This window comes from Jezberella sp., from assembly GCF_964834465.1.
Window position 1 is genome coordinate 1 of record NZ_CBAZRM010000003.1, and the last position, 22,457, is coordinate 22,457.

At 49.6% G+C, this 22,457-nt stretch carries 26 protein-coding genes, 1 tRNA gene and 1 pseudogene; 14 read left to right on the plus strand and 14 right to left on the minus strand.

What is annotated here, in order from left to right; genetic code table 11:
* Positions 1-63 precede the first annotated feature (63 nt).
* A tRNA-Ile gene (locus AC1W8Y_RS02595) sits at positions 64-142 on the plus strand.
* 321 nt (positions 143-463) lie between these two features.
* On the opposite strand, the gene AC1W8Y_RS02600 is transcribed toward AC1W8Y_RS02595, so the two are convergent.
* From AC1W8Y_RS02600 to AC1W8Y_RS02610, 3 genes are all read right to left on the minus strand, one after another.
* Positions 464-1,600 (minus strand): serine hydrolase domain-containing protein, encoded by a 1,137-nt coding sequence (locus tag AC1W8Y_RS02600; RefSeq protein ID WP_482012909.1) that lies wholly within the window; start codon positions 1,598-1,600, stop codon positions 464-466.
* Between the two features lie 105 nt (positions 1,601-1,705).
* Positions 1,706-2,104: a DUF2237 family protein gene (locus AC1W8Y_RS02605; RefSeq protein ID WP_482012910.1), complete on the minus strand. Its 399-nt coding sequence runs from the start codon at positions 2,102-2,104 to the stop codon at positions 1,706-1,708.
* A 7-nt stretch (positions 2,105-2,111) separates the two neighbouring features.
* Complete coding sequence (locus AC1W8Y_RS02610) at positions 2,112-2,882, minus strand: SDR family oxidoreductase (RefSeq protein ID WP_482012911.1); 771 nt, start codon at positions 2,880-2,882, stop codon at positions 2,112-2,114.
* A gap of 84 nt (positions 2,883-2,966) precedes the next feature.
* On the opposite strand from AC1W8Y_RS02610, the pseudogene AC1W8Y_RS02615 reads away from it, so the two are divergent.
* From AC1W8Y_RS02615 to AC1W8Y_RS02625, 3 genes and pseudogenes are all read left to right on the plus strand, one after another.
* A pseudogene (locus tag AC1W8Y_RS02615) lies at positions 2,967-3,217 on the plus strand (DUF1348 family protein).
* A gap of 9 nt (positions 3,218-3,226) precedes the next feature.
* Entirely contained in the window at positions 3,227-4,192 is a 966-nt protein-coding gene (locus AC1W8Y_RS02620; protein ID WP_482012912.1) for a Bug family tripartite tricarboxylate transporter substrate binding protein, read from the plus strand.
* A 17-nt stretch (positions 4,193-4,209) separates the two neighbouring features.
* Positions 4,210-5,238, plus strand: a complete 1,029-nt coding sequence (locus tag AC1W8Y_RS02625; protein ID WP_482012913.1) for an amidohydrolase family protein — start codon at positions 4,210-4,212, stop codon at positions 5,236-5,238.
* A 5-nt stretch (positions 5,239-5,243) separates the two neighbouring features.
* Here the strand turns inward: AC1W8Y_RS02625 and AC1W8Y_RS02630 are convergent, their stop codons facing one another.
* From AC1W8Y_RS02630 to AC1W8Y_RS02670, 9 genes are read right to left on the minus strand one after another with little or no spacing between them, the layout of a single operon-like run.
* Positions 5,244-5,921, minus strand: a complete 678-nt coding sequence (locus tag AC1W8Y_RS02630; protein ID WP_482012914.1) for an aspartate/glutamate racemase family protein — start codon at positions 5,919-5,921, stop codon at positions 5,244-5,246.
* Positions 5,890-6,594, minus strand: a complete 705-nt coding sequence (locus AC1W8Y_RS02635) for an ABC transporter ATP-binding protein (protein WP_482012915.1) — start codon at positions 6,592-6,594, stop codon at positions 5,890-5,892. The genes AC1W8Y_RS02630 and AC1W8Y_RS02635 overlap by 32 nt, the downstream gene beginning before the upstream one ends.
* Before the next feature lie 2 nt (positions 6,595-6,596).
* Positions 6,597-7,352, minus strand: coding sequence for an ABC transporter ATP-binding protein (locus tag AC1W8Y_RS02640; RefSeq protein WP_482012916.1), 756 nt, complete (start codon positions 7,350-7,352; stop codon positions 6,597-6,599).
* A gap of 2 nt (positions 7,353-7,354) precedes the next feature.
* Positions 7,355-8,314 (minus strand): branched-chain amino acid ABC transporter permease, encoded by a 960-nt coding sequence (locus AC1W8Y_RS02645; RefSeq protein ID WP_482012917.1) that lies wholly within the window; start codon positions 8,312-8,314, stop codon positions 7,355-7,357.
* A gap of 13 nt (positions 8,315-8,327) precedes the next feature.
* Positions 8,328-9,212: a branched-chain amino acid ABC transporter permease gene (locus AC1W8Y_RS02650; RefSeq protein WP_482012918.1), complete on the minus strand. Its 885-nt coding sequence runs from the start codon at positions 9,210-9,212 to the stop codon at positions 8,328-8,330.
* Between the two features lie 37 nt (positions 9,213-9,249).
* A complete protein-coding gene (locus AC1W8Y_RS02655) occupies positions 9,250-10,482 on the minus strand; it encodes an ABC transporter substrate-binding protein (protein ID WP_482012919.1) in 1,233 nt (410 codons plus the stop codon).
* A 33-nt stretch (positions 10,483-10,515) separates the two neighbouring features.
* On the minus strand, positions 10,516-11,730 hold the full coding sequence (locus tag AC1W8Y_RS02660; protein WP_482012920.1) for an FAD binding domain-containing protein: 1,215 nt from the start codon (positions 11,728-11,730) through the stop codon (positions 10,516-10,518).
* An 8-nt stretch (positions 11,731-11,738) separates the two neighbouring features.
* The gene (locus AC1W8Y_RS02665; protein WP_482012921.1) at positions 11,739-12,197 is read right to left on the minus strand and encodes a VOC family protein; all 459 of its coding nucleotides are present in this window, start codon (positions 12,195-12,197) and stop codon (positions 11,739-11,741) included.
* Between the two features lie 8 nt (positions 12,198-12,205).
* A complete protein-coding gene (locus AC1W8Y_RS02670) occupies positions 12,206-12,877 on the minus strand; it encodes a TetR/AcrR family transcriptional regulator (protein WP_482012922.1) in 672 nt (223 codons plus the stop codon).
* A 147-nt stretch (positions 12,878-13,024) separates the two neighbouring features.
* On the opposite strand from AC1W8Y_RS02670, the gene AC1W8Y_RS02675 reads away from it, so the two are divergent.
* From AC1W8Y_RS02675 to AC1W8Y_RS02695, 5 genes are read left to right on the plus strand one after another with little or no spacing between them, the layout of a single operon-like run.
* Complete coding sequence (locus AC1W8Y_RS02675; RefSeq protein WP_482012923.1) at positions 13,025-13,507, plus strand: SRPBCC family protein; 483 nt, start codon at positions 13,025-13,027, stop codon at positions 13,505-13,507.
* Positions 13,508-13,517: 10 nt separating this feature from the next.
* Positions 13,518-14,372 carry an FAD binding domain-containing protein gene (locus AC1W8Y_RS02680; RefSeq protein ID WP_482012924.1) on the plus strand — a complete coding sequence of 285 codons (855 nt, stop codon included), beginning with the start codon at positions 13,518-13,520 and terminating at the stop codon, positions 14,370-14,372.
* 37 nt (positions 14,373-14,409) lie between these two features.
* The gene (locus tag AC1W8Y_RS02685; RefSeq protein WP_482012925.1) at positions 14,410-14,895 is read left to right on the plus strand and encodes a (2Fe-2S)-binding protein; all 486 of its coding nucleotides are present in this window, start codon (positions 14,410-14,412) and stop codon (positions 14,893-14,895) included.
* Positions 14,892-17,288 (plus strand): xanthine dehydrogenase family protein molybdopterin-binding subunit, encoded by a 2,397-nt coding sequence (locus AC1W8Y_RS02690; protein WP_482012926.1) that lies wholly within the window; start codon positions 14,892-14,894, stop codon positions 17,286-17,288. The genes AC1W8Y_RS02685 and AC1W8Y_RS02690 overlap by 4 nt, the downstream gene beginning before the upstream one ends.
* Positions 17,289-17,305: 17 nt before the next feature.
* Entirely contained in the window at positions 17,306-17,575 is a 270-nt protein-coding gene (locus tag AC1W8Y_RS02695) for a TIGR03643 family protein (protein WP_482012927.1), read from the plus strand.
* A gap of 16 nt (positions 17,576-17,591) precedes the next feature.
* Here the strand turns inward: AC1W8Y_RS02695 and AC1W8Y_RS02700 are convergent, their stop codons facing one another.
* Positions 17,592-18,695, minus strand: a complete 1,104-nt coding sequence (locus AC1W8Y_RS02700; protein WP_482012928.1) for an NAD(P)/FAD-dependent oxidoreductase — start codon at positions 18,693-18,695, stop codon at positions 17,592-17,594.
* 138 nt (positions 18,696-18,833) lie between these two features.
* Here AC1W8Y_RS02700 and AC1W8Y_RS02705 point away from each other — a divergent pair, with 138 nt between their 5' ends.
* Genes AC1W8Y_RS02705 through AC1W8Y_RS02720 form a run of 4 tightly spaced genes read left to right on the plus strand, consistent with a single transcriptional unit; the run spans position 18,834 to position 21,354 of the window.
* Positions 18,834-19,370: a deoxyribodipyrimidine photo-lyase gene (locus AC1W8Y_RS02705; RefSeq protein ID WP_482012929.1), complete on the plus strand. Its 537-nt coding sequence runs from the start codon at positions 18,834-18,836 to the stop codon at positions 19,368-19,370.
* Between the two features lie 40 nt (positions 19,371-19,410).
* Positions 19,411-19,626 carry an FAD-binding domain-containing protein gene (locus AC1W8Y_RS02710; RefSeq protein WP_482012930.1) on the plus strand — a complete coding sequence of 72 codons (216 nt, stop codon included), beginning with the start codon at positions 19,411-19,413 and terminating at the stop codon, positions 19,624-19,626.
* A 3-nt stretch (positions 19,627-19,629) separates the two neighbouring features.
* The gene (locus AC1W8Y_RS02715) at positions 19,630-21,165 is read left to right on the plus strand and encodes a cryptochrome/photolyase family protein (protein WP_482012931.1); all 1,536 of its coding nucleotides are present in this window, start codon (positions 19,630-19,632) and stop codon (positions 21,163-21,165) included.
* Positions 21,166-21,174: 9 nt separating this feature from the next.
* The gene (locus tag AC1W8Y_RS02720) at positions 21,175-21,354 is read left to right on the plus strand and encodes a DUF2256 domain-containing protein (RefSeq protein WP_482012932.1); all 180 of its coding nucleotides are present in this window, start codon (positions 21,175-21,177) and stop codon (positions 21,352-21,354) included.
* A 7-nt stretch (positions 21,355-21,361) separates the two neighbouring features.
* Here the strand turns inward: AC1W8Y_RS02720 and AC1W8Y_RS02725 are convergent, their stop codons facing one another.
* Complete coding sequence (locus tag AC1W8Y_RS02725) at positions 21,362-22,057, minus strand: SDR family NAD(P)-dependent oxidoreductase (RefSeq protein ID WP_482012933.1); 696 nt, start codon at positions 22,055-22,057, stop codon at positions 21,362-21,364.
* Between the two features lie 84 nt (positions 22,058-22,141).
* Between AC1W8Y_RS02725 and AC1W8Y_RS02730 the strand changes: the two genes are divergently transcribed.
* Positions 22,142-22,456: a DCC1-like thiol-disulfide oxidoreductase family protein gene (locus tag AC1W8Y_RS02730; RefSeq protein WP_482012934.1), complete on the plus strand. Its 315-nt coding sequence runs from the start codon at positions 22,142-22,144 to the stop codon at positions 22,454-22,456.
* Position 22,457: the final 1 nt, after the last annotated feature.

Genomic DNA, 22,457 nt, shown 5'->3' on the forward strand with positions numbered 1-22,457 from the left:
CTGATAAACTGAAGAGCTTTCTCGAAGGTCAACAGTAATCACGATTACTGAAGCCCATCGAATGCCCCTCTAGCTCATGCTTGGTTAGAGCAGCGGACTCATAATCCGTTGGTGCCGTGTTCGACTCACGGGGGGGGCACCAGTATTGAAGCGGCTCACAGCGATGTGGGCCGTTTTTATGTGCTCCGCAATTTTTGGTTTGCTCTGCAAAAGATAACTTTTCTGATTTAATTTGATTGGAATGTTGGCTTAGAAAATGTATCCTGAATGACGAAAAGCGCTCAGGCGAGCTTTAACTAAAGTAGCTCATTGGCAATGCTAACAATTGCTGATCGGCTCGATAGAGCAATAGAAGATATCGAAAAAGATGCAATTGATTTTGCGCTCGCAAGCATTTGTATAGCATTGGATGTAACGGCACAGAGGACTTGGGAAGTCGTGATAAATGCCCGCCTCCATTAACTCAATCGGGCAGTGCCGCCCAATCTCGATAGAGTGCATAGAGATCTGCCATATAGTCTTCTACGTTAGAGAAGGCGACCAGCATCCGCCTGTTTTTGTGGTTCCAGGCCAGCCTTTGACCACCATATCCTACCGCCCAATAACTGTCTTTTTGTTGGTCATTTTCTGTCCAGATGAGATATCCATACCCATCAAAGGCTTTACCCTCGCGCTTAAGTGAGTTTTTGATTTGAGTTTTGGCAGCTTGCCTGACATAGTCGGAAAAACAACCCGTCCCGGTTTCTGCGGTTTTAAGCCAAAGCGTAAAACGACCCCAGTCCTCAAGTTTCATGCGAATATTGCCATCCGCTTGCCCGTACCCAAAGTGGTCTTGTCCGATAATGGCAGGGTACTTAAGCCCAGCGGGCTTGAACACCATCTCATCAGTCCAGTTTGCATAAGTTGTTCGGGTCGCTCTATTGAGAATAACGCCCAAAAGCAAAGGATCTGTGCTGTGATAGTCAAACACTTCTCCTGGTTTTGACTTGCCACTGAACACAGATTGACTCGCCTGGTTGACCCCGGGCGTCTTTAAAATATCGACGAAACTAATTTTGCCCGCCAGCATATCGCGCTGCTGATCACTCGACATGATTGAGCTGTCTTTATTGATCGCAGAAGTACCGCCGCTCATTGTGAGTAATTGCGCGACCGTTGCCCCGCCCAGATCAGTGCCAGTTAGTTCAGGCACCCATTTCTCTGCTTTATCTTGTAACGACAGCCTACCCGCACAAATCGCCTGACCGATGGCCATCGATGTGACCGTCTTGCCAACGCTAAAGCTCAAAAAGAATGAGTTTGCATTGGCTGGCTCTCGGTAGCCAACCCAGACGATTTCATGACCGTTCATCAACATGAGCGATTTTGCTGACGATTTTTTGATGATTTCTTTTGCCCGTTCAATAATCGCAGACTCACCACTATTTGGCGCACGCACAGACAGCGCAACAGGCTCTTGAGCAGGAGCCGTACGATAATGCCATTTTTGGCCTTGCCCTAACAACCAATCGTCAGGCGCGGCGGCAATGCCGCCAACTGTTGGCGATTGGGCCAATGACACGGCGGGCAGCAGAAACAACAACAGATAAAGCTTGCGCATACTGGTATCCTCATTTTTCGTTTAAGTTAGCCCTGAGCTCTGACGCCTGCGGTTGCACTATCGAATCAACGGTATTTACGCCACTTTCAGCGATGTTATTCGTCTTTACTTGACAGTCTTGTTAATGTTGAAGTGTTGAAGCGCATGTTGCTGCAGCACTTCGAGAGAGATCGTCCCTAACGCGTTGATGTGTGTGCTTTCAAGCTTGATTTTTGGTGCACAGCCTGCCGCCAACGCCTCGGCCCAACGGTCTATACAGAGGCACCACTGATCACCAGGCACCAAGCCAGAAAATCGATATTCGGGCCTTGGGGTGACAAGGTCATTGCCCCGTTGTTGGCTGAATTGCAAGAATTCGGCAGTGACGATGGCGCAAACGAGATGTCGACCATGATCACTGTCATCTGTTTTGCAACAACCATCGCGAAAAAATCCCGTTAAGGGATCAAAAGAGCAGGCGACTAACGGCTGCCCTAAAACGTTTAACGACATCTTTGTGCTCATGGCAGGCTCATTGACCGATCGCTTTGCGAGTCATCTTGGTCAGCTGACCAAACATGAAGCGCGGTGCCAAGCGGCTCATTGCGTACAGCACATTGGCCAGGCCAGGCCGAATTTCATCACGGTCACTCTCGATGCCTCGCAGGGCTTGCTCGACGAGTTTATCGACGGGCATCGCCTGTTGTTTGCTCGCTTCTGCACCCATCACGCCATGAAACAATGGCGTGTCGACGGCGGGAGGGGCAAGCTCGACCACTTTGACTGAGCTGCCCTCAAGTTGTGCACGCAAAGAAATACTAAAAGAGTGCAATCCAGCCTTGGTCGCACAGTAGACGGGGGCCGAGAACATGGGAATAAACGCCAGACCCGAGGTCACATTCACAATCAGTGCAGACGGTTGTTGTTTCAAGTGAGCAAGCAAATGATGCACCATGCGGATGGGGCCGCTCAGATTAATATCCAGCTCTTCACAGGCCATTTCACTTTGCGCCGGCAGATTCATATCCACATTTTTCATGATGCCCGCGTTGTTGATGAGCGTATCCAATGCCGGAAACGCGGCAATAACTCGTTCGCATAGCGAAGCGACGTCGGCTGGATGCCCTACGTCTCCTTGTATGATGTTCAGCGTGGGGTGACTCATTTTCAAGGCATCCAACTTAGCCTGCTGTCGACCTGTCACGATCACGGTATTACCGCGAGCCAACAGACGAAGTGCCAGCGCTAAACCGATGCCGCTACTACCGCCAGTGATCAAAATCGTACGTTTTTCTAATTTCATTTATGTTGTCCTTAAAACCAACTTGCCCCTGCGGCAAATCTATTTTAGGCTAGAACCGAGAGCTGAATTCATCAAGGGAAATCAATGGATACTAAGACAGCACTTGCGCCGCTCACCAGAGAAACTGCCACTCAGAAACTTCGTATGCCGGAAGATGCGTGGAACGCCAGAGATCCAGAAAGGGTTTCACTGGTTTATACCGAAGATACTTTGTGGAGAAATCGGGTTGAGTTTGCGAAAGGGCTTTGGGCAGAAGGCCCGATGATCATCCCAGTCTTAGCGATCTCGGGCTATGGATGTCGAAACAGCGCAGATCACGCCAGATAAGCGCTTAAGGAATCCACGTGAAAAATTTACAAAAATGGGTAGTATTCGGGGTAAGTGTCTTGCTGAGCTCTCTGGTGTTTGCCCAGACGTATCCATCAAAACCTATCAAAGTTTATGTCGGTTACTCACCGGGTGGTGCCGTCGATCTGGTAGCGAGATCTATTGGTCAGAGCATGTCGATCGACTTGGGACAACCGGTCATTGTTGAAAATAGGCCGGGCGCTGGGACGAACATTGCAACCAAGCAAACCATCGATAGCCCGCCTGATGGCTACACGTTGATGCTCGCAGCCAATGCTTTAGCTGCCAATATGGCCTTGTACAAACCGCAACCCTATCAAGCTGAAACCGAGCTAGCGGCCATCGCTTTAGTTGGGCGAGTGCCTGTTGTCATTGCGACACGGCCAGATAGTAAGTACAAAAGCATCAAAGCGCTCATTGAGGCGGCAAAGATAAATCCCGATCAAATCACTTACGGATCACCCGGTAACGGAGCGACCCCTCATATGGCGATGAAGCTGTTTGAACAGGCCTCTGGGGTTTCATTCAAGCATATTCCCTATAAAGGGGGATCACCCGCCATCACCGACTTGATCGGTGGACAGATTGATCTGGTTGCCATGAACTTGCTTGAGGTGACACCGCAAGTCAAAAGTGGCAATTTGCACATCCTTGCCATCATGAGTTCGCAACGCACGCCGCTTTATCCTGATGTCCCAACGATTGCAGAGAATGGATTTGCAGGCTTCGAAGCGTCTGTTTGGTATGGTTTGGTCGCACCCGCAAAGACACCCACTGTAGTGCTTGATCGACTGCATGATGAGGTCGAAAAATCTCTCGCGACACAGGTCATACAAGAGCGTCTCACGTCGGTTGGGGGTGAGGTTACCTCAGGCACAAGACAGCAATTTGCCGACCTGATCAAAGCTGAACATCAGCGATATGAAAAATTGGTGCGCGATGCCAATATTCAACCTGACTGATCCGGGAGACGCTTTTAATGATTATCGATTGCCATGGGCACTACACCACAGCGCCTCGCGCTTTGGATGATTGGCGCAGCAAACAAATCGCCAACTTATCGACACCGGAGCTGGGGCCCAAGGTGTCAGCGCTTAAGATCAGCGATGATGAATTACGCGACTCGATCGAAAATAATCAGTTGGCGCTGATGCAAAAGCGGGGGAGTGATCTCACCATTTTTTCTCCTCGCGCCAGCTTTATGGCGCATCACATTGGTAACTTTAATACTTCCGCGACATGGGCAGCCATTTGTAACGAGCTCTGTTATCGAGTCTCTCAGCTGTTTCCGGATCATTTTGTGGGTGCTGCTATGCTGCCACAATCGCCAGGCGTGGGTCTAATGACATGCATTCCTGAGTTAGAAAAATGTGTTCACGATTATGGTTTTGTGGGGATCAATTTAAACCCAGACCCCTCGGGCGGGCATTGGCGAGAGCCACCCTTGTCTGATCGACATTGGTACCCGCTGTATGAAAAGATGGTTGAACACCAAATCCCAGCCATGATTCACGTCAGTACGAGTTGCAATGACTGCTTTCATACAACAGGCGCTCATTACTTAAATGCGGACACCACGGCGTTTATGCAGTGTTTAACATCAGATCTTTTTAAAGACTTTCCAACGCTGAAATTTTTGATTCCCCACGGCGGTGGTGCGGTACCATATCACTGGGGTCGATTTCGTGGTTTGGCTCAAGAACTTAATAAGCCGTTGTTGAGCGAACACTTGCTCAATAATATCTATTTTGATACTTGCGTCTATCACCAACCAGGCATTGATCTACTCACCAAAGTCATCCCTGTCGACAATATTTTGTTTGCCTCTGAAATGATTGGTGCAGTAAGGGGTATCGATCCCGAGACAGGTTTTTACTTTGACGATACAAAGCGCTATATCGAAAACTCATCCGCGCTGTCTGCGCAAGACAAACATAAAATCTACGAAGCTAACGCCAGAAACGTGTTCCCGCTGCTTGATAAAAAACTGAAACGCCAAGCACGCTGAGTGCTTTACTTAACGGCCAAGATAGCTGCTTGAAGCCCACAAATCGGGCTTGTCAGTGGTGGTTGGTGATCTGTGACCAATTTCGCGGCTTGAGCCATTGAGGCCTGAGCGAGAGCCACCACCTCGGCGCCTTCGCGATAGGCGTCGTTGGCCGCCTGAGCAATCATTTCAAGATACGCACGGGTATTACCGGCTTTGAACAGCGCCCAAGCATGAGGTACCCATTGAATTTTTACTGTCGATGTCGTGTCTCTTGATGCTTTCAAAAATAGCTCAGACGTCGGTTCAATCGTCGTTTCGACTGCGCAAAGCGCCACGACTCGCCCGCCCAGCCCGACTGCTTTTTGTGCCAGCGCCTCATCAACCCTAATGACAGGCGTGGTTGTGAGCGTTGACAGGTCATCGACTGATGGGCCTAACGTCGAGCATGTCAGAATGACGACATCGTTGTCTTGGCAAAGATCAAGCAAAGCAGCTTTCGTTTGAGTTTCAATGTCGGCAGTGAGGTACCCAGCTTTCTCAGCGGCTTCAAGTAGGTCAGACCTGACGGTGTGTCTGAGGTGAACCGCCACCGTCTCAAGCTCAAGCGCCGCCGCGTCGAAAATGGCGATATTGCTGTACGCCGTGTGTAAACATCCTACGCGCATGGCATTAGACTGCGCAATACTTTTGTTGAATCTCATCGTTCGCGAGCAGGTTTTTTGCCGTGTCATGAAACACTATCTCGCCTTGATCCAAGATATAAGCACGGTCAGAGATGCTTAAGGCGTGCTTGACGCTTTGCTCAACCAGCAAAATTGTCAGGCCTTTTTGTTTGAGATCAGAGAACAGGTTGAACATCTCATCAACAAGCACAGGCATGATGCCTTCTGAGGGCTCATCCAGCAGGATGACTTTGGGCTTTCCGATCATGGCTCTCGCAATGGCAAGCATTTGTTGTTCACCGCCCGACATTGATGTCGCCTCTTGATGCAAACGTTCTTTCAGGCGTGGAAATATCTCTGCAATTTCGTCAACCAATACATCCATGTCGCCCGTGTTTTTTTTTGCGATGACACCGAGTTGAAGATTTTCTTTGACCGTTAGCCCTGCGACGATCCGTCTATCCTCTGGCACATAAGCCAAACCCAAGTGATACCTTTCATGCGCAGCCAGACCGAGAAACGGCTTTCCATCAATCGACGCTTCGCCTTGTTTTTTGGGGACCAGGCCCATGAGCGTTCTTAGGGTGGTCGTTTTTCCCGCACCGTTGCGTCCCATGAGAGTGACAATTTCACCTGCCTGAACCTCAAGCGAAATCCCTTGAAGGATGTGGCTGCGGTCATACCAAGCATTGAGATCTTTAACACTTAACATGATCAGTTATCACCCAAATAGACACGTCTGACTTCAGCATTGCTTTGAATATCTTCAGGGCTACCTTCAGCTAAAAATTCGCCATGATGCAACACGATAATTCGATTGCATAAACCCATGATCAATTTCATTTTGTGCTCGACCAAGATGACCGTGCGTTCGCTGGCTAAGTCACGAATTAAATTCATCATGACCACCGTTTCTTCTGGCGACATCCCCGCGGTGGGCTCATCGAGTAAGAGCAGCTTGGGATCACAAGCCAGTGCCATCGCAAGCTCTAACGCGCGTTGTTGCCCATGCGCCAAATCACCACTGGTTTGATGACTCAGGTGCGAGAGGTTAACCCTGTGTAGCACTTGGTCGGCGATTTCGATTGGCTTGGGATAGGTTTGTGCGGATCTCAAAAAGTTATAACGAGCCGTATGCATTTGAGCGGCCACCCGAACGTTTTCGTGCACGGATAATTGTTTGAAAATATTGGTAATTTGAAAACTTTTCGAGATACCAAGACGAGCAAACTCGTGCTGAGGCAACCCCGTGATGTCTTGACCGTTAAATAGTACTTGGCCGCTGGTGGGTGCAAAAGCACCGCTTAGCACATTAAAAAACGTACTTTTACCCGCTCCGTTTGGCCCAATAATAGCCGTCAAGGTGCCAGGCATGAATCGTGTTGACACGTCTTGCAATGCTTTAAAGCGACCAAAGGTTTTACTGACCTGCTTCGCTTCGAGGATAGGAGTCGTTGCACTAGTTTGCATGATTAGTTTGCATCCCGCTCAAACTTCAATTTGCCGAGGATGGTGCCCCAAATCCCCTGAGGGAAGAACAGGACAAAGCACATAAAGATGACGCCAATGATCGCCATCCAATGTTTGGTGAAAGTGGTGACGACATCTTCAAGGTAGAACATGGCAATGGCACCGACAAAAGGCCCAAAGAAGGTGCCCATGCCACCCAGAATGCTCATCATCACGGCTTGTCCCGATTGCAAATAGTGCAATGAATCGATCGGTACGATGGATAGGTGCAATGCTCGTAAAGAGCCCGCTAATCCACAAATGGTGGCTGACAAAACGAAGACCAGCAATTTTGTTCGATCGACATCGAATCCACAAGCGCGAACGCGTTTTTCATTCTCTCTGATGGCACGCATGACTGCACCCAGAGGTGAATTCAGGATTCTCGAAATCAGCCAAATTGCCATCATCACAAAAAACAGGATGACGTAGTATTTGACTAACGGATTTAAAAAATCAACGGTAACGCCAAAAATCTTGAACTGATCTACTTTGACACCACGCAAGCCATTTTCACCTCCCGTGAAGCGCTCGGCCTTATAGAAAATGTAATAGATGATCTGCCCAAGAGCGAGTGTCACCATTGAGAAATATATTCCCCGGGTGCGAATCGCAAGAAAGCCCATGATCAACCCCCCCAATGCCGCGCCGATGACCCCAATCAGCATGGCAGTCGCCCAGGGCAGGGTAAAACTCACGATGCTAATGCCTGTTAGGTACGACCCGATGCCTAAAAAAGATGCGTGACCAAAAGAGAGCAAGCCTGTGTAGCCGAATAAAAGATTGAATCCCATCGCAAACAATCCAAAGATCAGAATGTTGATGGCTAAGGTCTCGTAGGGCATGAGAAACGGAAACACGATCAAAAAAAGGCAACAGGCAAGAACCCGATGGCGACTGATTTGCAAGAGAAACAAGTGCATGATTGATGGGTCTCTAGGTCGAGCGCTCAGCTCTACCAAATAAGCCTTGTGGGCGAATCAGTAGCACGAGAGCCATTAAGATAAAAATCGATAACTCGGCTAAATCAGGATAGAACAAAGAAGTCATGCTGTAGACGATGCCGACGAGAAGACCAGCCACAACCGCACCCACAGGTGATCCCATCCCACCAACAACGGTGACCACAAAGGATTCTGCAAGAATGGGAATGCCCATTTCTGGGTTTACCGATCGAGTCGGCGAAGCGAGAATCCCCGATAAGCCAGCGATTGCGCACCCTAATCCAAAAATCATGAGCCACACTTTAGAGATGTCGATCCCCAGCACTTTAACGATCTCTTGATCGACCGCACCGGCCTTAATAATCAAGCCATAGCGAGTTTTCTGGATTAGAAACCAAATGCCGAAAAGAATGAGGGCTGTCGCTGCAATCAAAAAGAGACGGTATTTCGGAAAGAAGCCAATCCCTACGTTGATCGATCCCTTCAAACCTTGGGGTGTGACAGAGGGTAAGCCTTCGATGCCGAAGAAAATTCTGATCAGCTCGATTAAGACGTACGATAATCCAAACGTGAGAAGTAAAGGGTAGTCAATGCCTCGGCCGTATAGTCGTCGCACCAGAAAACGCTCGGTCAATAATCCTAATCCACCAGTGAAGATCGCAGTCAAGACGAGACTTAACCAGAAATTACCCGTGAGACCCAAGAAGTAAACGCCAATAAAAGCACCCACCATGAAGAAAGCGCCGTGGGCAAAATTGACGACGTTGAGCATGCCGAAAATTAAGCACAGGCCCAGAGCCAACAGCGCATAAACGCTGCCTAATGCAACCCCTGTCAGGAGTTGCATCGCCACTAGATCAAAAGATAGTCCAGCCATTAACTCACCCAAGGTTCAAGATCGAAGGGATCGGGGATCACTTAAAGCCGAGTTCTTCGCAAGTACGCATGTTTTTCTCAGCAGCCTCTTCGATAGAAAGAATCTTGAACACGTCATTTTTGTCTTTCATATCTTTGGACTTTGACTCTACGATGATGACAGACTGCTCAGCTTGATGATCGCAGGCACGATAAGATTCTGGGCCTTTGTACCAGTCGTATTTAAGGGCTTGCAAAGCAGTGATCACTTTCTCTGTATCCACAGACTTAGCAGCAAGCACAGCCGCCAGCACACTCTTCACACCAGCGTAACCCAGTGCGCCATAATCCGATGGGACTGCTCCGCTGTAAGCTTTGCGATACGCATCATTGAACATTTTTGCGCTAGGGATACGGTCTTCCAGCCCCCAGTAATAAGACGTCCCGCCAGCAATCCCCTCGAAGGCCTCAGGACCAGCCGACACCCGTGACGTGTAAAGCAACACGGGCGCTACGATTTTCATGCTGGACTTTAAGCCAAAATCGGTACATTGCATGGCTGAATTGGCCAGGTCTCGCCCGAAATTAGCAAGGACGAGAATATCCGGGTTGAGCGATTTGATGCGTGGCAAGAACGCAGAGTAATCTGAAGCACCCAGTGGATGACGAATGTCTGCAACAGTTGTCGCACCCAAAGGTTTACCAGCGCGTTCAAAGGCGCGAACCATTTCATGGCCGTAAGCATAGTCTGCTGTCAGAAAGGCGATTTTCTTGCCAAACAAAGGGATTGCATAACGGGCAACTGCGCCTGCCGTCATGGTTGGATTGAGTGCTTCGTGAAAGGTATAGATGCTCCAGTCTTTTGCTTCATTAATCGCATCAGATTGGCTAATTGAATTGAACAAGACTTTGCGTTCTTTGCAAACTGCGTTGATCGACAGCTGGGTTGCGGCTGAGAGCGAGCCAACAACGAAGTTAACTTTGTCTTTTTCGATTAACTCAAGCGTTCGGGTTGCTGCCTCACCTGGGTTCAGCTTATCGTCACGTACCAGCAATTCGGCACGACGTCCATTAAAGCCCCCCGCATCGTTGAATTGTTTGATCGCTAATTCGGCAGCTTTCACCTGATCTTGAGCCTCGGCAGAAAATGCCCCAGTCAATGGGGTTGGGAAACCGATCTTGATGGTGTCTGATTGAGCACGAGCCGTGTTAAGCCCGAACGGGGTGCTTAAGGCGGCGGCGCCACCAATGATGAGTTGTCTTCTGGTCTGATTTGTGGTGATTGTTTTCATGGTTGTCTCTTCCTTTTTAGACTGTGAACGAAGTCAAGGGGTGATTGCTAAGTTGTTTAAATCAATGGCTGTTTCTTGCATGACAGTGTCAGCGTTCCGAGTCATCGCCTCGCTGTCATCCTTACCTTTTGTAACTTGAGACTGCATATAACGACCTAAATATTGTGCGCGGGCGACGATTTCTTGGCCTTTGAGCAGTCGATCGCTTCTGTACGCCTGTAAGGCCTCGGGGTTGGCTCCATAGCCTTGAATATGCTTGGTGAGGCTCATGGCATCATCACCCGCCTTCGTTACCCCCATACCAACATGCGGTCTAGCGACAAAGCCCGCATCGCCCATCAGCGCGATTCGTCCAAACGCGATTTCGGGGGATTTGACATCGTAGATGGCCTGCACGAAAGGGTGCGCAGTTTGCTGAATAATTTCTGCATATTGCGGGGCAAGTACTTGCTTGGAGGCTGCCCGCATGAGGTTAATCAAACTTGGCTTAATCTTAGCGGGTGGGATGCCGTGGGCATAATGAACGCCTGCCTCGTCCGTCAAATAATCGACTAATGTTTGGGCTGACACGGGTCGATACCACACGAAGTTGTACCAACGCTTGCCGATGCGCGTGTCGTTATTCGGACCGGCGACTGGGTACCCGAGCATTTGCTCTGCGTCGGGCAAACAAAAACCGAAATGGTCAAATAAGGTATCGAGCGTGTGAGTTGATAGCGCGGCCTCGTCACAGACCCCGCGCCAGGCTACGTAACCTGCGTATTCTGGTTGAATTGAAGGCAGCACAGCGTGTCTTACCACCGACCTTAAGCCGTCAGATGCTAGGAGTAAGTCAGCCGAGTATCTACTGCCATCTTCACAGACGACGTGTGCTTGATGGTCATCCTGAAAAATTTGCTGAGCGACCTTGCCTTGTAAGTAGCGTTCGTTAGGTAGGCAATTTTTTAATAATTGGTAAAGTCTGCTCCAGGAGGTCAGAATTTGCGGATGCTGAGCCTCACTGATGACGGTGCCATCCAGCCCTAAGACTACGCGTTTGGCCACTGGGACGCCAATGGTGTCGTCAACCTTGACGCCTGCCAAACCCAGCGCTTCAAAAAGTGATGGATGAGTCACGATGCCAGCGCCTCGTCCATCCATGGGATTCATGGATTTTTCAAGCACCGTGATCTCGTGCCCCTGCCGATGCAACATATTGGCTGCGAACAGACCACCGAGCGATCCACCGACGACAAGAATTTTAGCCATTGCTTTACTTAGATCGCTTCAGCATCGAGTGTTTGCTTTTCTTGGGCCGGGTAGTTCAGTTCAATCACCACACCTGTTGGGTCATCGAGAAATATTTGATGCAAATTCAGGTTAGGGACGGTTCGCTCGCGATATTGCACGTTTAACTGTTGCAAGGTTTTTATCTTGGCTTTTAGGTCAGTCGCAAAAAAAGCAATGTGATCAACGCAACCAGTCCCTTGCAGACTGCTTAAATCGCGATCGCCAAGATACCGCTTAAGACCTTCTGGGTCATTTTTGTCGATGCCGATGATATGCAGAACGGCATTGGCATAGCTGCCGTGATCACCGTTATATAGCCAGAGGCCTGGAAACGGGAAATTCGGTCTGGGGCCTTCTGTTAAGCCCAGTACTTTGGTGTAGAAATCGGCAGTCTTTTGCAGCTCAACGCTGCGAATAGAGAAGTGATTCAGGCTTAGCGTTGACATGGTTGGGCTCAATCCTTTTTAAACAAAGTTTCAGCGGAAAGAAGATACGACACCACTCGGTCAGTAATAATCTCTAATTCTGTCTGAGGGCTCGTAAGTTCATAAATAGATTGACCATACACCCAGCGTCGCATCGCAATATAGAAAATACCACCATGCAGACCCATCAGGAGTTCTAATTCACGATTGCTCGGTTTTGCCCGCGTCTGGCGCTGACAGTGTTTACGTGTCTCACGAACCAGTTTAGGGATAAGGTGTTCGCGCAGCATCCCCAAAAAACGGTCGCTAATACGACGATCACTGAGCCCTGAAAAAATCAGGATGCGCACAAAATCATGAGTTAAAAAGCTTGCAGAATAGTCAGCGTAAAATGCAATAAGCTTTTCTTTGGGCGATCGTTGTTTATCGTCGAGCAGATCCTGCCACTCAGGTTTCCACCGAGATTCGAATACGTCTTCGTAAACTTGTTTGATCAGTGCGTCTTTTGTTGGGAAGTAGTGATAGAGCAGGGCATGGGTGATGCCAAGTTCTTTGGTCAACTGTCTTAGTTGGCCATCCAGCCCGTGTCGCGCGAAAAATTTGATGGCACCTTCAAGAATTTGGCGGCGACGATCTTCAGTGGTCATTCGTTTGCGCAAATTCACGACGGGCACATCCACAACCTGTGCGGTCGTCGGCATGTGGCTTTTCGTCAGTGAGTTTTTTGTTCCGATCATCGCTTATCAGGGTTTGTCCGTATTTGGACTTATTGACCAAAAGGTAAATAATGACGCATTGTTGAACATTTGATCGATAACCGACTATTCGGATAAACCCCAAGGAGCATTATGGAACTCAACGGCGAACAATTGATATCCGCATCAGTGCCCGACGTCTGGAAGGCGCTGAACGATATCGACGTCCTTGCAAAAGCCATTCCGGGTTGTGAGGAAATCAGTCGGATCTCGCCAGAGGAAATCCACGCTAAAGTGATGTTTAAAATTGGACCAGTCAGGGCGCGGTTTGCGGGCAAGCTATTGTTATCCGACGTGATACCAGACGTTTCCTGCGCAATGGCCTTCGAAGGCTCAGGTGGGGCAGCTGGGTTTGCCAAAGGACGTTCGCGGGTCGAGTTAAAGGCAGCCGAGCAGGGCACCTTGGTCAGCTACAGCACCGAGGCTTCGATAGGCGGTAAGTTGGGTCAAATTGGCGGTCGATTGATTAGTGCGTCGGCCAAAAAAATTGCGGACGACTTTTTTCAACGACTGTCTAACACGCTGAGTGGTGAGGCATCAGCACAGGGCGACAGACCAGACGAGCAAGTTGCTTAAGGGACGAACCATGAAAGCCGCAGCCTTCGACTATGTCAAACCCAAATCCCTCGCACAAGCCCTCACCGCGCTGGCCGAAGGCGGTGATGATGCCCAACTCATCGCAGGTGGTCAAACGTTGCTGGCCACGCTGAATATGCGCTTATCCGAACCAGCGATGTTGATCGACATTAGCGCAGTGACTGAACTCAAAGGTATCTCACTTGATGGCGACATGCTTCGCATCGGCGCACTCGTGACGCATACTGAAATTGAAGAATCTGATCTTATCGCCCAGCATGCCCCTTTATTAAGAGCTGCCGCACCTCATATCGCCCACCGCGCTATTCGTAATTTGGGGACATGGGGCGGTTCACTGGTTTACGGGGATCCGGCCGCTGAATGGCCTGCATGCAGTATGGCGCTGGATGCAACCATGATTCTCGCGAGCAAACGTGGTGAGCGTCGAGTGGCAGCCAGAGATTTTTTTATTGATCTCTATACGACGGCGCTAGACGATGGGGAAATTTTAGTCGCCACTGAAATCCCCGTCGCATCACCGAATCATGTATTTTGCTTTCAAGAGTTGGCGCGTCGTCACGGCGATTATGCTATCGCAGGATTAGCTGCCGTCGCTGATAGGCAAGGCAACACTCTGGATCAATCCAGTTTTGCCTTTTTCTCGCTTGCCTCGACACCCGTGTTGTGTGAGGCCGCCCAAGATATCATCAATGGACAACCGCTGACGGTATCGGTCATCAATGCGGCTGCACAAGCGGCTCGCGATAACCTTGAGACGATTGGCGACATCACAAACAGTGCAGAGAGCAAAACCCATCTTGCAGGGGTGTTACTTGAGCGCGCTTTGAAACAAATGATGGGTTGAGCGGCTGTTTGACGCCGATGAAGATATTGGAGACCGCATGACGATTAAGAAACAAGTCACCATGACCGTTAACGGCAACGTGTTGACGGCTGAAGTCGAACCACGTCGACACTTGGTTGATTTCCTTCGTGAAGACCTATCGCTTAAAGGCCCGCATTTAGGATGCGAGCAAGGTGCCTGTGGCGCTTGTACGGTCAAAGTCGATAACAAGATTGTTCGCGGGTGTTTGTACCTTGCGGTTCAGGCAGATGGTTGTGTGGTTGAAACGATTGAAGGGGCCACGCAGACGGGGGTTTTACGTGAATTGCAAGACGCCTTTGTGCGCCATAACGCCATGCAGTGCGGATTTTGCTCATCGGGCATGTTGTTGGCAGCGGGTGAGTTGATCGAAAAGCTACCCGACGCAAACCGTGAGCAGGTACGTGAGTGGCTATCAGGTAACTATTGCCGTTGTACTGGCTATCATGCCATTGTTGATGCCGTGATGGACGTACTCGTGTCGAGAACAGGAGTCGCGCAATGAATAAACCTCATGAGCTGGGGGGCTTGCTGTTGGATCCGGTGACGACTGACCAACGCTACATCGGGGCGAGTGAACCTCGACATGGAATGCGCCGATTACTCGAAGGTGAAGGCACCTACGTTGATGACATTCAACTTCCCCGCATGGCGCATGTCGTTTATTGGCGATCGCCCGTTGCACATATGAAGATTGGCAAGATTCACGCCGATGTCGTTAGAAAAATGCCAGGGGTACTTGCCGTCGTCGATGGCCAACAGATGGCAACGCTCTGCAAGCCTTGGGTAGCCACACTAGGGCACTTGGTCGGAATGAAGTCCGCGCCGCAACATGCGTTAGCCGTTGATAGAGCTTGCTGGCAAGGTGAGCCGGTGGTGGCTGTTGTCGCACAAACCAGAGCGCAAGCCGAAGATGCTTTGCAGCAACTTGAGGTTGAGTGGGAAGAATTGCCCGCGGTGGTGTCCATGGAGTCTGCGCTCGATGCAGCGACGCCATTGATCCACCCAGCGCTTGGCGATAACTTATGCTTTACACGTAGCCTTGACGTGGGCCAAGTTGATGAACAGTTTGCTCAGGCTGATGTGATTGTTGAAGCGACTTTTGGCTTTGGTCGCCATACCGGTGTCACACTCGAACCACGGTGTCAGGTTGCTGACTACAACGCGGGTGAACGTCGCCTGACGGTATACCACTCGCAGCAAGCTCCGCACATGATGCAAGATCTGTATTGTCGTCAGTTCGATTTATCAGAATCAGACGTGCGAGTGATTTGCAAAGATGTCGGTGGCTCGTTTGGCATCAAAGTGCATGCATATCCTGATGACTTTGCAACCGTTGCCTTATCCATTTTGCTAAAAAGGCCAGTTAAGTTTGTGGCAGACCGTCTTGAGTCGTTCACCAGCGATATCCATGCGCGTGAACATCGTGTCAAAGGTCGGTTGGCGGCGAATAAGAACGGCGATATCCTTGCCTTTGAAATTGAAGATTTAACGGGTATTGGCCCTTATTCGATGTTTCCCAGAACGAGTGCGATTGAAGGCAATCAGGTCGTTAATCTGGTGGGTGGTCCCTATAAGCATCAGCATTACCGTGCAAAACTGGACGTGGTTTTTCAAAATAAGACGCCTACTTGTCAGTATCGCGGTGTTGGCCATCCGGTCGCGTGCGCTGTGACCGAGGGGTTGGTTGATTTGGCTGCTCGCAAATTGGGGATGAATCCGCTGGCGTTTCGGAAGCAAAACGTGATTCCGGATGATGCTTACCCTTGCACAGGTGCCTCTGGTATCAAGTTGGAGGTGCTGTCGCATGAGCAATGTTTGCGTACGATTGAGAAAATGATGGATTATCCTGCGTTGCTCAAAGAACAAGCAGCGCTTCGTGAGCAAGGGATCTATCGTGGTATCGGCTTTGCGGCCCTCATTGAATTAACCAATCCCAGTCCTGCCTTTTATGGTGTCGGCGGCGCACGAATCGCTTCTCAAGACGGCGCGACGGCCAGACTTGACCCCAGTGGCGTCGTGTCTGTGATGGTCGGTGTGGGTGAACAAGGGCAAGGCACTGAGGCGATTTATGCGCAGATCGCGGCCGACGGGGTTGGTGTGCCAATCAAACAGGTCAGGATCATCACGGGTGATACGGATGTCACACCTTATGGCGGTGGCACTTGGGCCTCTCGTGGTGCCGGGGTGGGCGGCGAGGCGGTATTGCTTGCTTCGCAGGCATTGCAAGCTAATATTCTGAAACTCGCAGGGGTTATCTTGAATCGTGACCCAACTGAATTAACGGTCAAGCAAAGTTTTGTTCTTGATAAAGCGACAGGTGAGCATTTGCTGCCGTTCAGTGAAATTGGTCGGATTGGTTACTTCCGAACGGATACGTTGCCTGCCGGTTTTTCCACTGATCTGATGGTGACGCGCCACTACACCCAAACACAATATCCCTTCATTTTTACCAATGGCGTGCAGGCGTCTTATGTCGAGGTTGATACAGAGACGGGATTTGTGAAATTGTTGAAACACTGGGCCGTTGAAGATTGCGGCCGCGTGCTGAACCCGATGCTGGTGACTGAGCAGGTGCGTGGGGCAATTGTTCAAGGCATCGGTGGCGCGTTATTTGAAGAGTGCCTGTATGATGACAGTGGCTTGCTTCGAAACGGTAATATGGCCGATTATCTGGTGCCCATGGCAAATGAGATGCCAGATATTGAGGTAGCTCATATTGAAACCCCAACACAGTCTTCTAAACTGGGCGCAAAAGGCGCAGGCGAAGCGGGCACTGCAGGTGCACCTGGTGCGGTGATGAATGCCATTAATGATGCCTTGTCACTTTTTGACGCGGCCGTGTTTGATCAGCCTTTTACGCCCGAAAAAATTCTGAAGTCATTAAAGAAAATATAGGCAGTTTTTCGCAAAAAATGATGCTCAATGCTCCTCGGCCTCTAGCCATTCATGAATTGTCTCGTGTCATCGAGATGGCCTGGGAGGACCGCACGCCTTTTGAGGCAATCCAACAAGCGTTTGGCTTGTCTGAACCTCAAGTAAAAACGCTGATGCGCCAATCATTAAAGCGAAGTTCGTTTGAACGATGGCGAAAACGCGTGACTGGTCGTGCAACCAAACATGCTAGCTTGAGAAGCAAAGAGGTGACTCGCGCTTATTGTTCGGGTCAGTACAAACCGAAATAAAACTGAGTTGCACGCGTTAATACGAAACCGCCATGCGGTGGGCGAGTTTGTATCCACTCAGCCATGCCCCCTCGACTCGACCACCATGTAACCAATCGCCGCACAAACCCAAGTGTGTTTCGGCAGAGAGATAGCATTCGGGCTGCGTCTCCAGAAAGCCGCTCGCATAGCGCCAACGGTGTGTTGTGATCTCTGCACCTTGACAATGAAATCCAAGCCGAGTGAGACGCTCGACTATTTGAGCGGTTGCCTCTTCTTTGGATAATTCGATAAAAGTTTGACTCCAGATTGGATTGGCATGCACCACCCAATAATCGCGGTCGCTTCGCTCAGGCTTCGAGGCATTTCGACAAAGCCAACTGATGATGTCGTGATTGACAAATCCAGCATCCAACTCGAGGGCAGGTTGAGTCGCGAACTTAATCATCAATGTCCAGCAAGCGTTCATCTGAGTGGCTGCTGCGAGTTGACTTGCCTCAGTATCAAGCCCGTTGACTAAGGCCAGTGCTTGCGGCGAGGGGATGGCGAGTACCAACCCCTCATAAGTGCGACTAATTTGGCCGGCTTCGTTGGTGTGGAGCACCCAAGTGCTACCCACCCGTTCAATTTGCTTGATAGTCTGCTCGTGCTGAACTGACAAGGGTTGGGCTAAATATTTGCCAAGAGAACTCATCCCGGGTGTCGCGACATAGCGCTTATCGTTCGATTGAATAGTTTGCCATTGGCCATTTTCAAAAACTTTTAGTTCAGGTGCCCATAGGGCCACTTGTTTCTGGTCAAGCCAAGAGGAAAGGGCGTTGATAAATAGAGGATCTCTCGCTGTAAAGTACTGTGCCCCATGATCGACTGCCCAGTCAGCACCGCGACGAGTACTCATTCTGCCGCCTGAGCCACGACTTTTTTCAAAGATATCTACAAGAAAGTCACGTGCTTGAAGCTCGGCAGCACACGCTAGCCCAGCCAATCCAGCGCCGATGACTGCAATTTTTGGACGAGAAGCACCATTTGAGTTCGACATGTAGGGGTATTCTGAAACATGGTTAGTCACTGAGATGATCGACGTTAGAATACCTTGAATACTCGCCTTAACGCTTTCTATCCTTAGGATAACGTTGAACATGGAAACCCGTGACGATCGTTGCTGTGGGTCTGGCACTTGTATCATTGATGAACTGGGCCACTGCTGGTGTGGGCAACTCTGGGACGGTGAAAAAATGTGCGCGCCACCGCTTGCATCTGACAATTCCGACGACGTAGCGTGACTGTACTGATTTACTGGTTTCGTCGAGACCTCAGATTGATCGACAATCCAGCGTTTTCTAGTGCGTGTTTGCAGGCTGATTGCCTTTTGCCTATTTATATTCACGATCCTTCACCTACGGCAACCACTGGCTGGGGGTTTGAGCGGGTAGGAAGGCATCGCCAAGCATTTTTGCGATCGTCCCTTGACGACTTGAAACGGCAACTCAATAGCTTTGGTTCTGATCTGTTTGAGTATTCTGGCGATGTTCAGTCTGTTATATCCCTACTCATCGAAGGGGTAAATGCAAGCACCATCTACTGCGAACAAATTGAAGCCCCAGAAGAAGTTGAACAAGTGCGCCTTCTTCAAGCCTCGAACATTGAAGTCAAGTCGGTATGGCAATCAAGCATGCTTGAGCCTTCTGACTTACCGTTCGATATCGCAGTCATGCCCGATATATTTACCTCGTTTCGCCACAAGATAGAAAAAGAAAAACTTAGGTTTGCCGAGCCAATGCCGAGGGTGACGTACGTTCCGCCGTTATCTCTCTAACCGTTTAAGGCAAGTGGCTGCAAGCTATTGGGTATACGACATGAAGGGTGATTGGCAGGCTGGGGCTGCCTGGTTCGAGTCACAGTTAATTGATTACGATGTTTACAGTAATCAGGGCAATTGGCTTTACATCGCTGGTCGTGGCACCGATCCCAGAGGAGGTAGAGCGTTTAATGTCGCTAAACAAACTGCCGATCATGATGCCGATGGTCATTACCGCAATCGCTGGTTAAAGCAACACGAAGGGTCAGTCTAATTCATGAATACGTCAAAGAGAGTCGTGCTGATTCTGGGCGATCAATTAGATCTTCAAGGTGCTGCACTGAAGGGATTTGATCGAACAGTCGACGAGGTCTTCATGATCGAGTCAGCCGTTGAAGCGAACTATGTCTGGACTCATCAAGCAAAAATTGCCTTGTTCTTGTCAGCCATGCGTCATTTTGCGCAACGGTTAGTCTCCCATGGTTACCCCCTGCATTACGTGAAGGAGTCTTCTCTTTCAATCACTGAAGCGCTAAAAACTTATTTGATAGAAACAGGGGTCAAACACTTGATCTGTACCGAGCCGGGTGAGTGGCGATTGAAAGAATCTCTCATTGCCTTGGCCCAAGAGCTCAGCATCAGCATTGACATGCGGGAAGACGAACATTTTTTTTGTACCCATGAAGTTTTTCGAACGTGGGCGTCTGATAAAAAGGAATTAAGACTCGAGTATTTTTACCGTCTGATGCGCAAGACACACCGCATCTTGCTCGATGGAAACGGAGACCCCGAAGGCGGACAGTGGAATTTTGATCAAGACAATCGAAAGCCTTATCCAAAAAAGGGTCCAGGCATGATTGACGATCCCTTGTCTTTTGAACCAGATGAAATGACCAAAGAGGTACTTCAATACGTTGCAGAGACTTACAAAAACCATCCAGGTTCTCTGGGTCACTTCAATTGGCCTGTGACGAGAGAGCAAGCGCTCAAGGCCTTGGATTACTTTGTTTCATATCGGTTGCAAAACTTTGGTACCTTCCAAGATGCCATGTGGGCAGATACACCGTTTGGCTGGCACTCGGTGCTGTCCAGTTCTTTAAATTTGAAACTATTAAATCCCCGCGAAGTCGTTGCTGCCGTGCTCAAAGCGTGGAAGCAGCATGCGCTCGACTTGTCGGCGGTTGAAGGCTTCGTTCGACAAATTCTGGGATGGCGCGAATTTGTGCGAGGGATGTATTACCTGGATATGCCACAGATGGCACAGGACAATTACTACGCGCACGACAGAGCCTTGCCTCAATGGTATTGGTCTGGTCAAACAAATATGGCGTGCATGAAGGATGCTATCGAGCAGACGTTGAAGTACGGCTATGCCCATCATATTCAACGGCTCATGGTCACGGGTAACTTTGCGCTTTTGGCCGAGCTGTTGCCCACTGAAGTCTGTGCTTGGTATCTGGCAATCTACGTCGACGCGATCGAATGGGTCGAATTACCCAACACCGCTGGCATGGCCTTGTTTGCCAACGGGGGTCGATTTACAAGCAAGCCCTATATCGCCAGCGGTTCCTACATCAAGCGCATGAGCAACTATTGCTCATCTTGCAAGTACAAACCAGAGGTTCGCTTTGGTGAAACGGCTTGCCCCGTGACCACGCTATATTGGAACTTCTTAATCAAACATCGTGCTCAATTTGATTCAAATCCACGCACACGATTGATGACTGCTAATTTGAGCAAAATCAGCAACGATGATCAGCAAGCCATTGAGCATCATGCCCAAGTGTTGCTCAATCGTCTTGATGGGCTATAGGCACTGGATATGACGACTTCGTACAGGGGGAATAAAAGTTTTCTGCCGCGCAAAGTGTGCATCGTTTGCCAAAAAGAAATGACCTGGCGTAAGGCGTGGGAGAAAAACTGGGCATCTATCAAGTATTGCTCGGACCGTTGTCGAGCGCAGAAAGTCAGCTCAACTCAAACGAATGGATCGGTCGCTTAAACGCTTACTACCAAGGCAATTTCTCGCCTGAGTAAGTGAAAAAACTGCCCGAATCAGTGGGTGTTAACCCCTCAATCACTTTGAACATGTCAGCCACTGCCTCGTTTGCTGGTCGACCAATTTGTTCACCGCGAAAGGGCTTAGATAAATCTGAGTTGACCGTGCCGGGATGCAGCGCAATGCAGACAACCTGCGGTTTTGTTCTGCGCAGCTCAATAGCGGCAGTCTTAATCAGCATATTCAACGCTGCTTTTGAGGCTCGATAGCTATACCAACCACCGAGACGGTTGTCTTCAATACTGCCCACTTTGGCAGATAACGTCACCACCACACTGTGTTGCGGATCCAGTAACTTTGAAAAATGGCGAAGCGTCAAGGCTGGGCCAATCGCATTGATTTGCATCATTTGCGTGAGTTGCTCGGCGTTGACATCGTCCAGTCTTTTTTCTGGCATGAAGTGCTCAGCATGCAAAGCACCAATCGTGTTGATGATGAGTTGAAAGGGAGCCTGTCCGGCCAATGCTAGGGCGGAGGTCTCAATCGACTCGGGTCGCAAATAATCGATTGGGTGTGAGGTTCGACGATTTAGCCCCACAACCAAGGTGCAATCGGGACTGCGCTCGAACAGATCCATAAAAGCGGCGCCAATCGACCCAGAGCTGCCAATGATCAGTGCGCGAAAAGGTTTGGAAAGTATCCCCATAGAAGCTTTTAGCCTTAGTTCAGTTGAGGGTTTGTGACCGAGTTCAAACAATACGCCGTAAACTAGGCAAGGCTGTTAGCTTTCGTGGATATCAACTCAGCTCAGTTCGACTCAGTGTCGGTCGGGGTATCGTGTGAGCAAGCGCTCGCCGCAATGTACGGTCAATATGCGGATGGGCAACTGATTCAAGGCCCAGCAGTGTTTGCCGCAGCGTATGCTCGAGCTCGCATGCCTTTGCTTGCATGGTTCTTCTCAATAAAGTTGTTGCAACCCTCGCTACAAATCGCTTATAAGTTTTTTGCTCGCCATCGGCATAAAATTTCTAAACGATTAGGGTCAAGTGCCTTATGGCTTGAGCGTAAAACAAATAAGATAAAAAAGACAGACAAGACAAACTAAT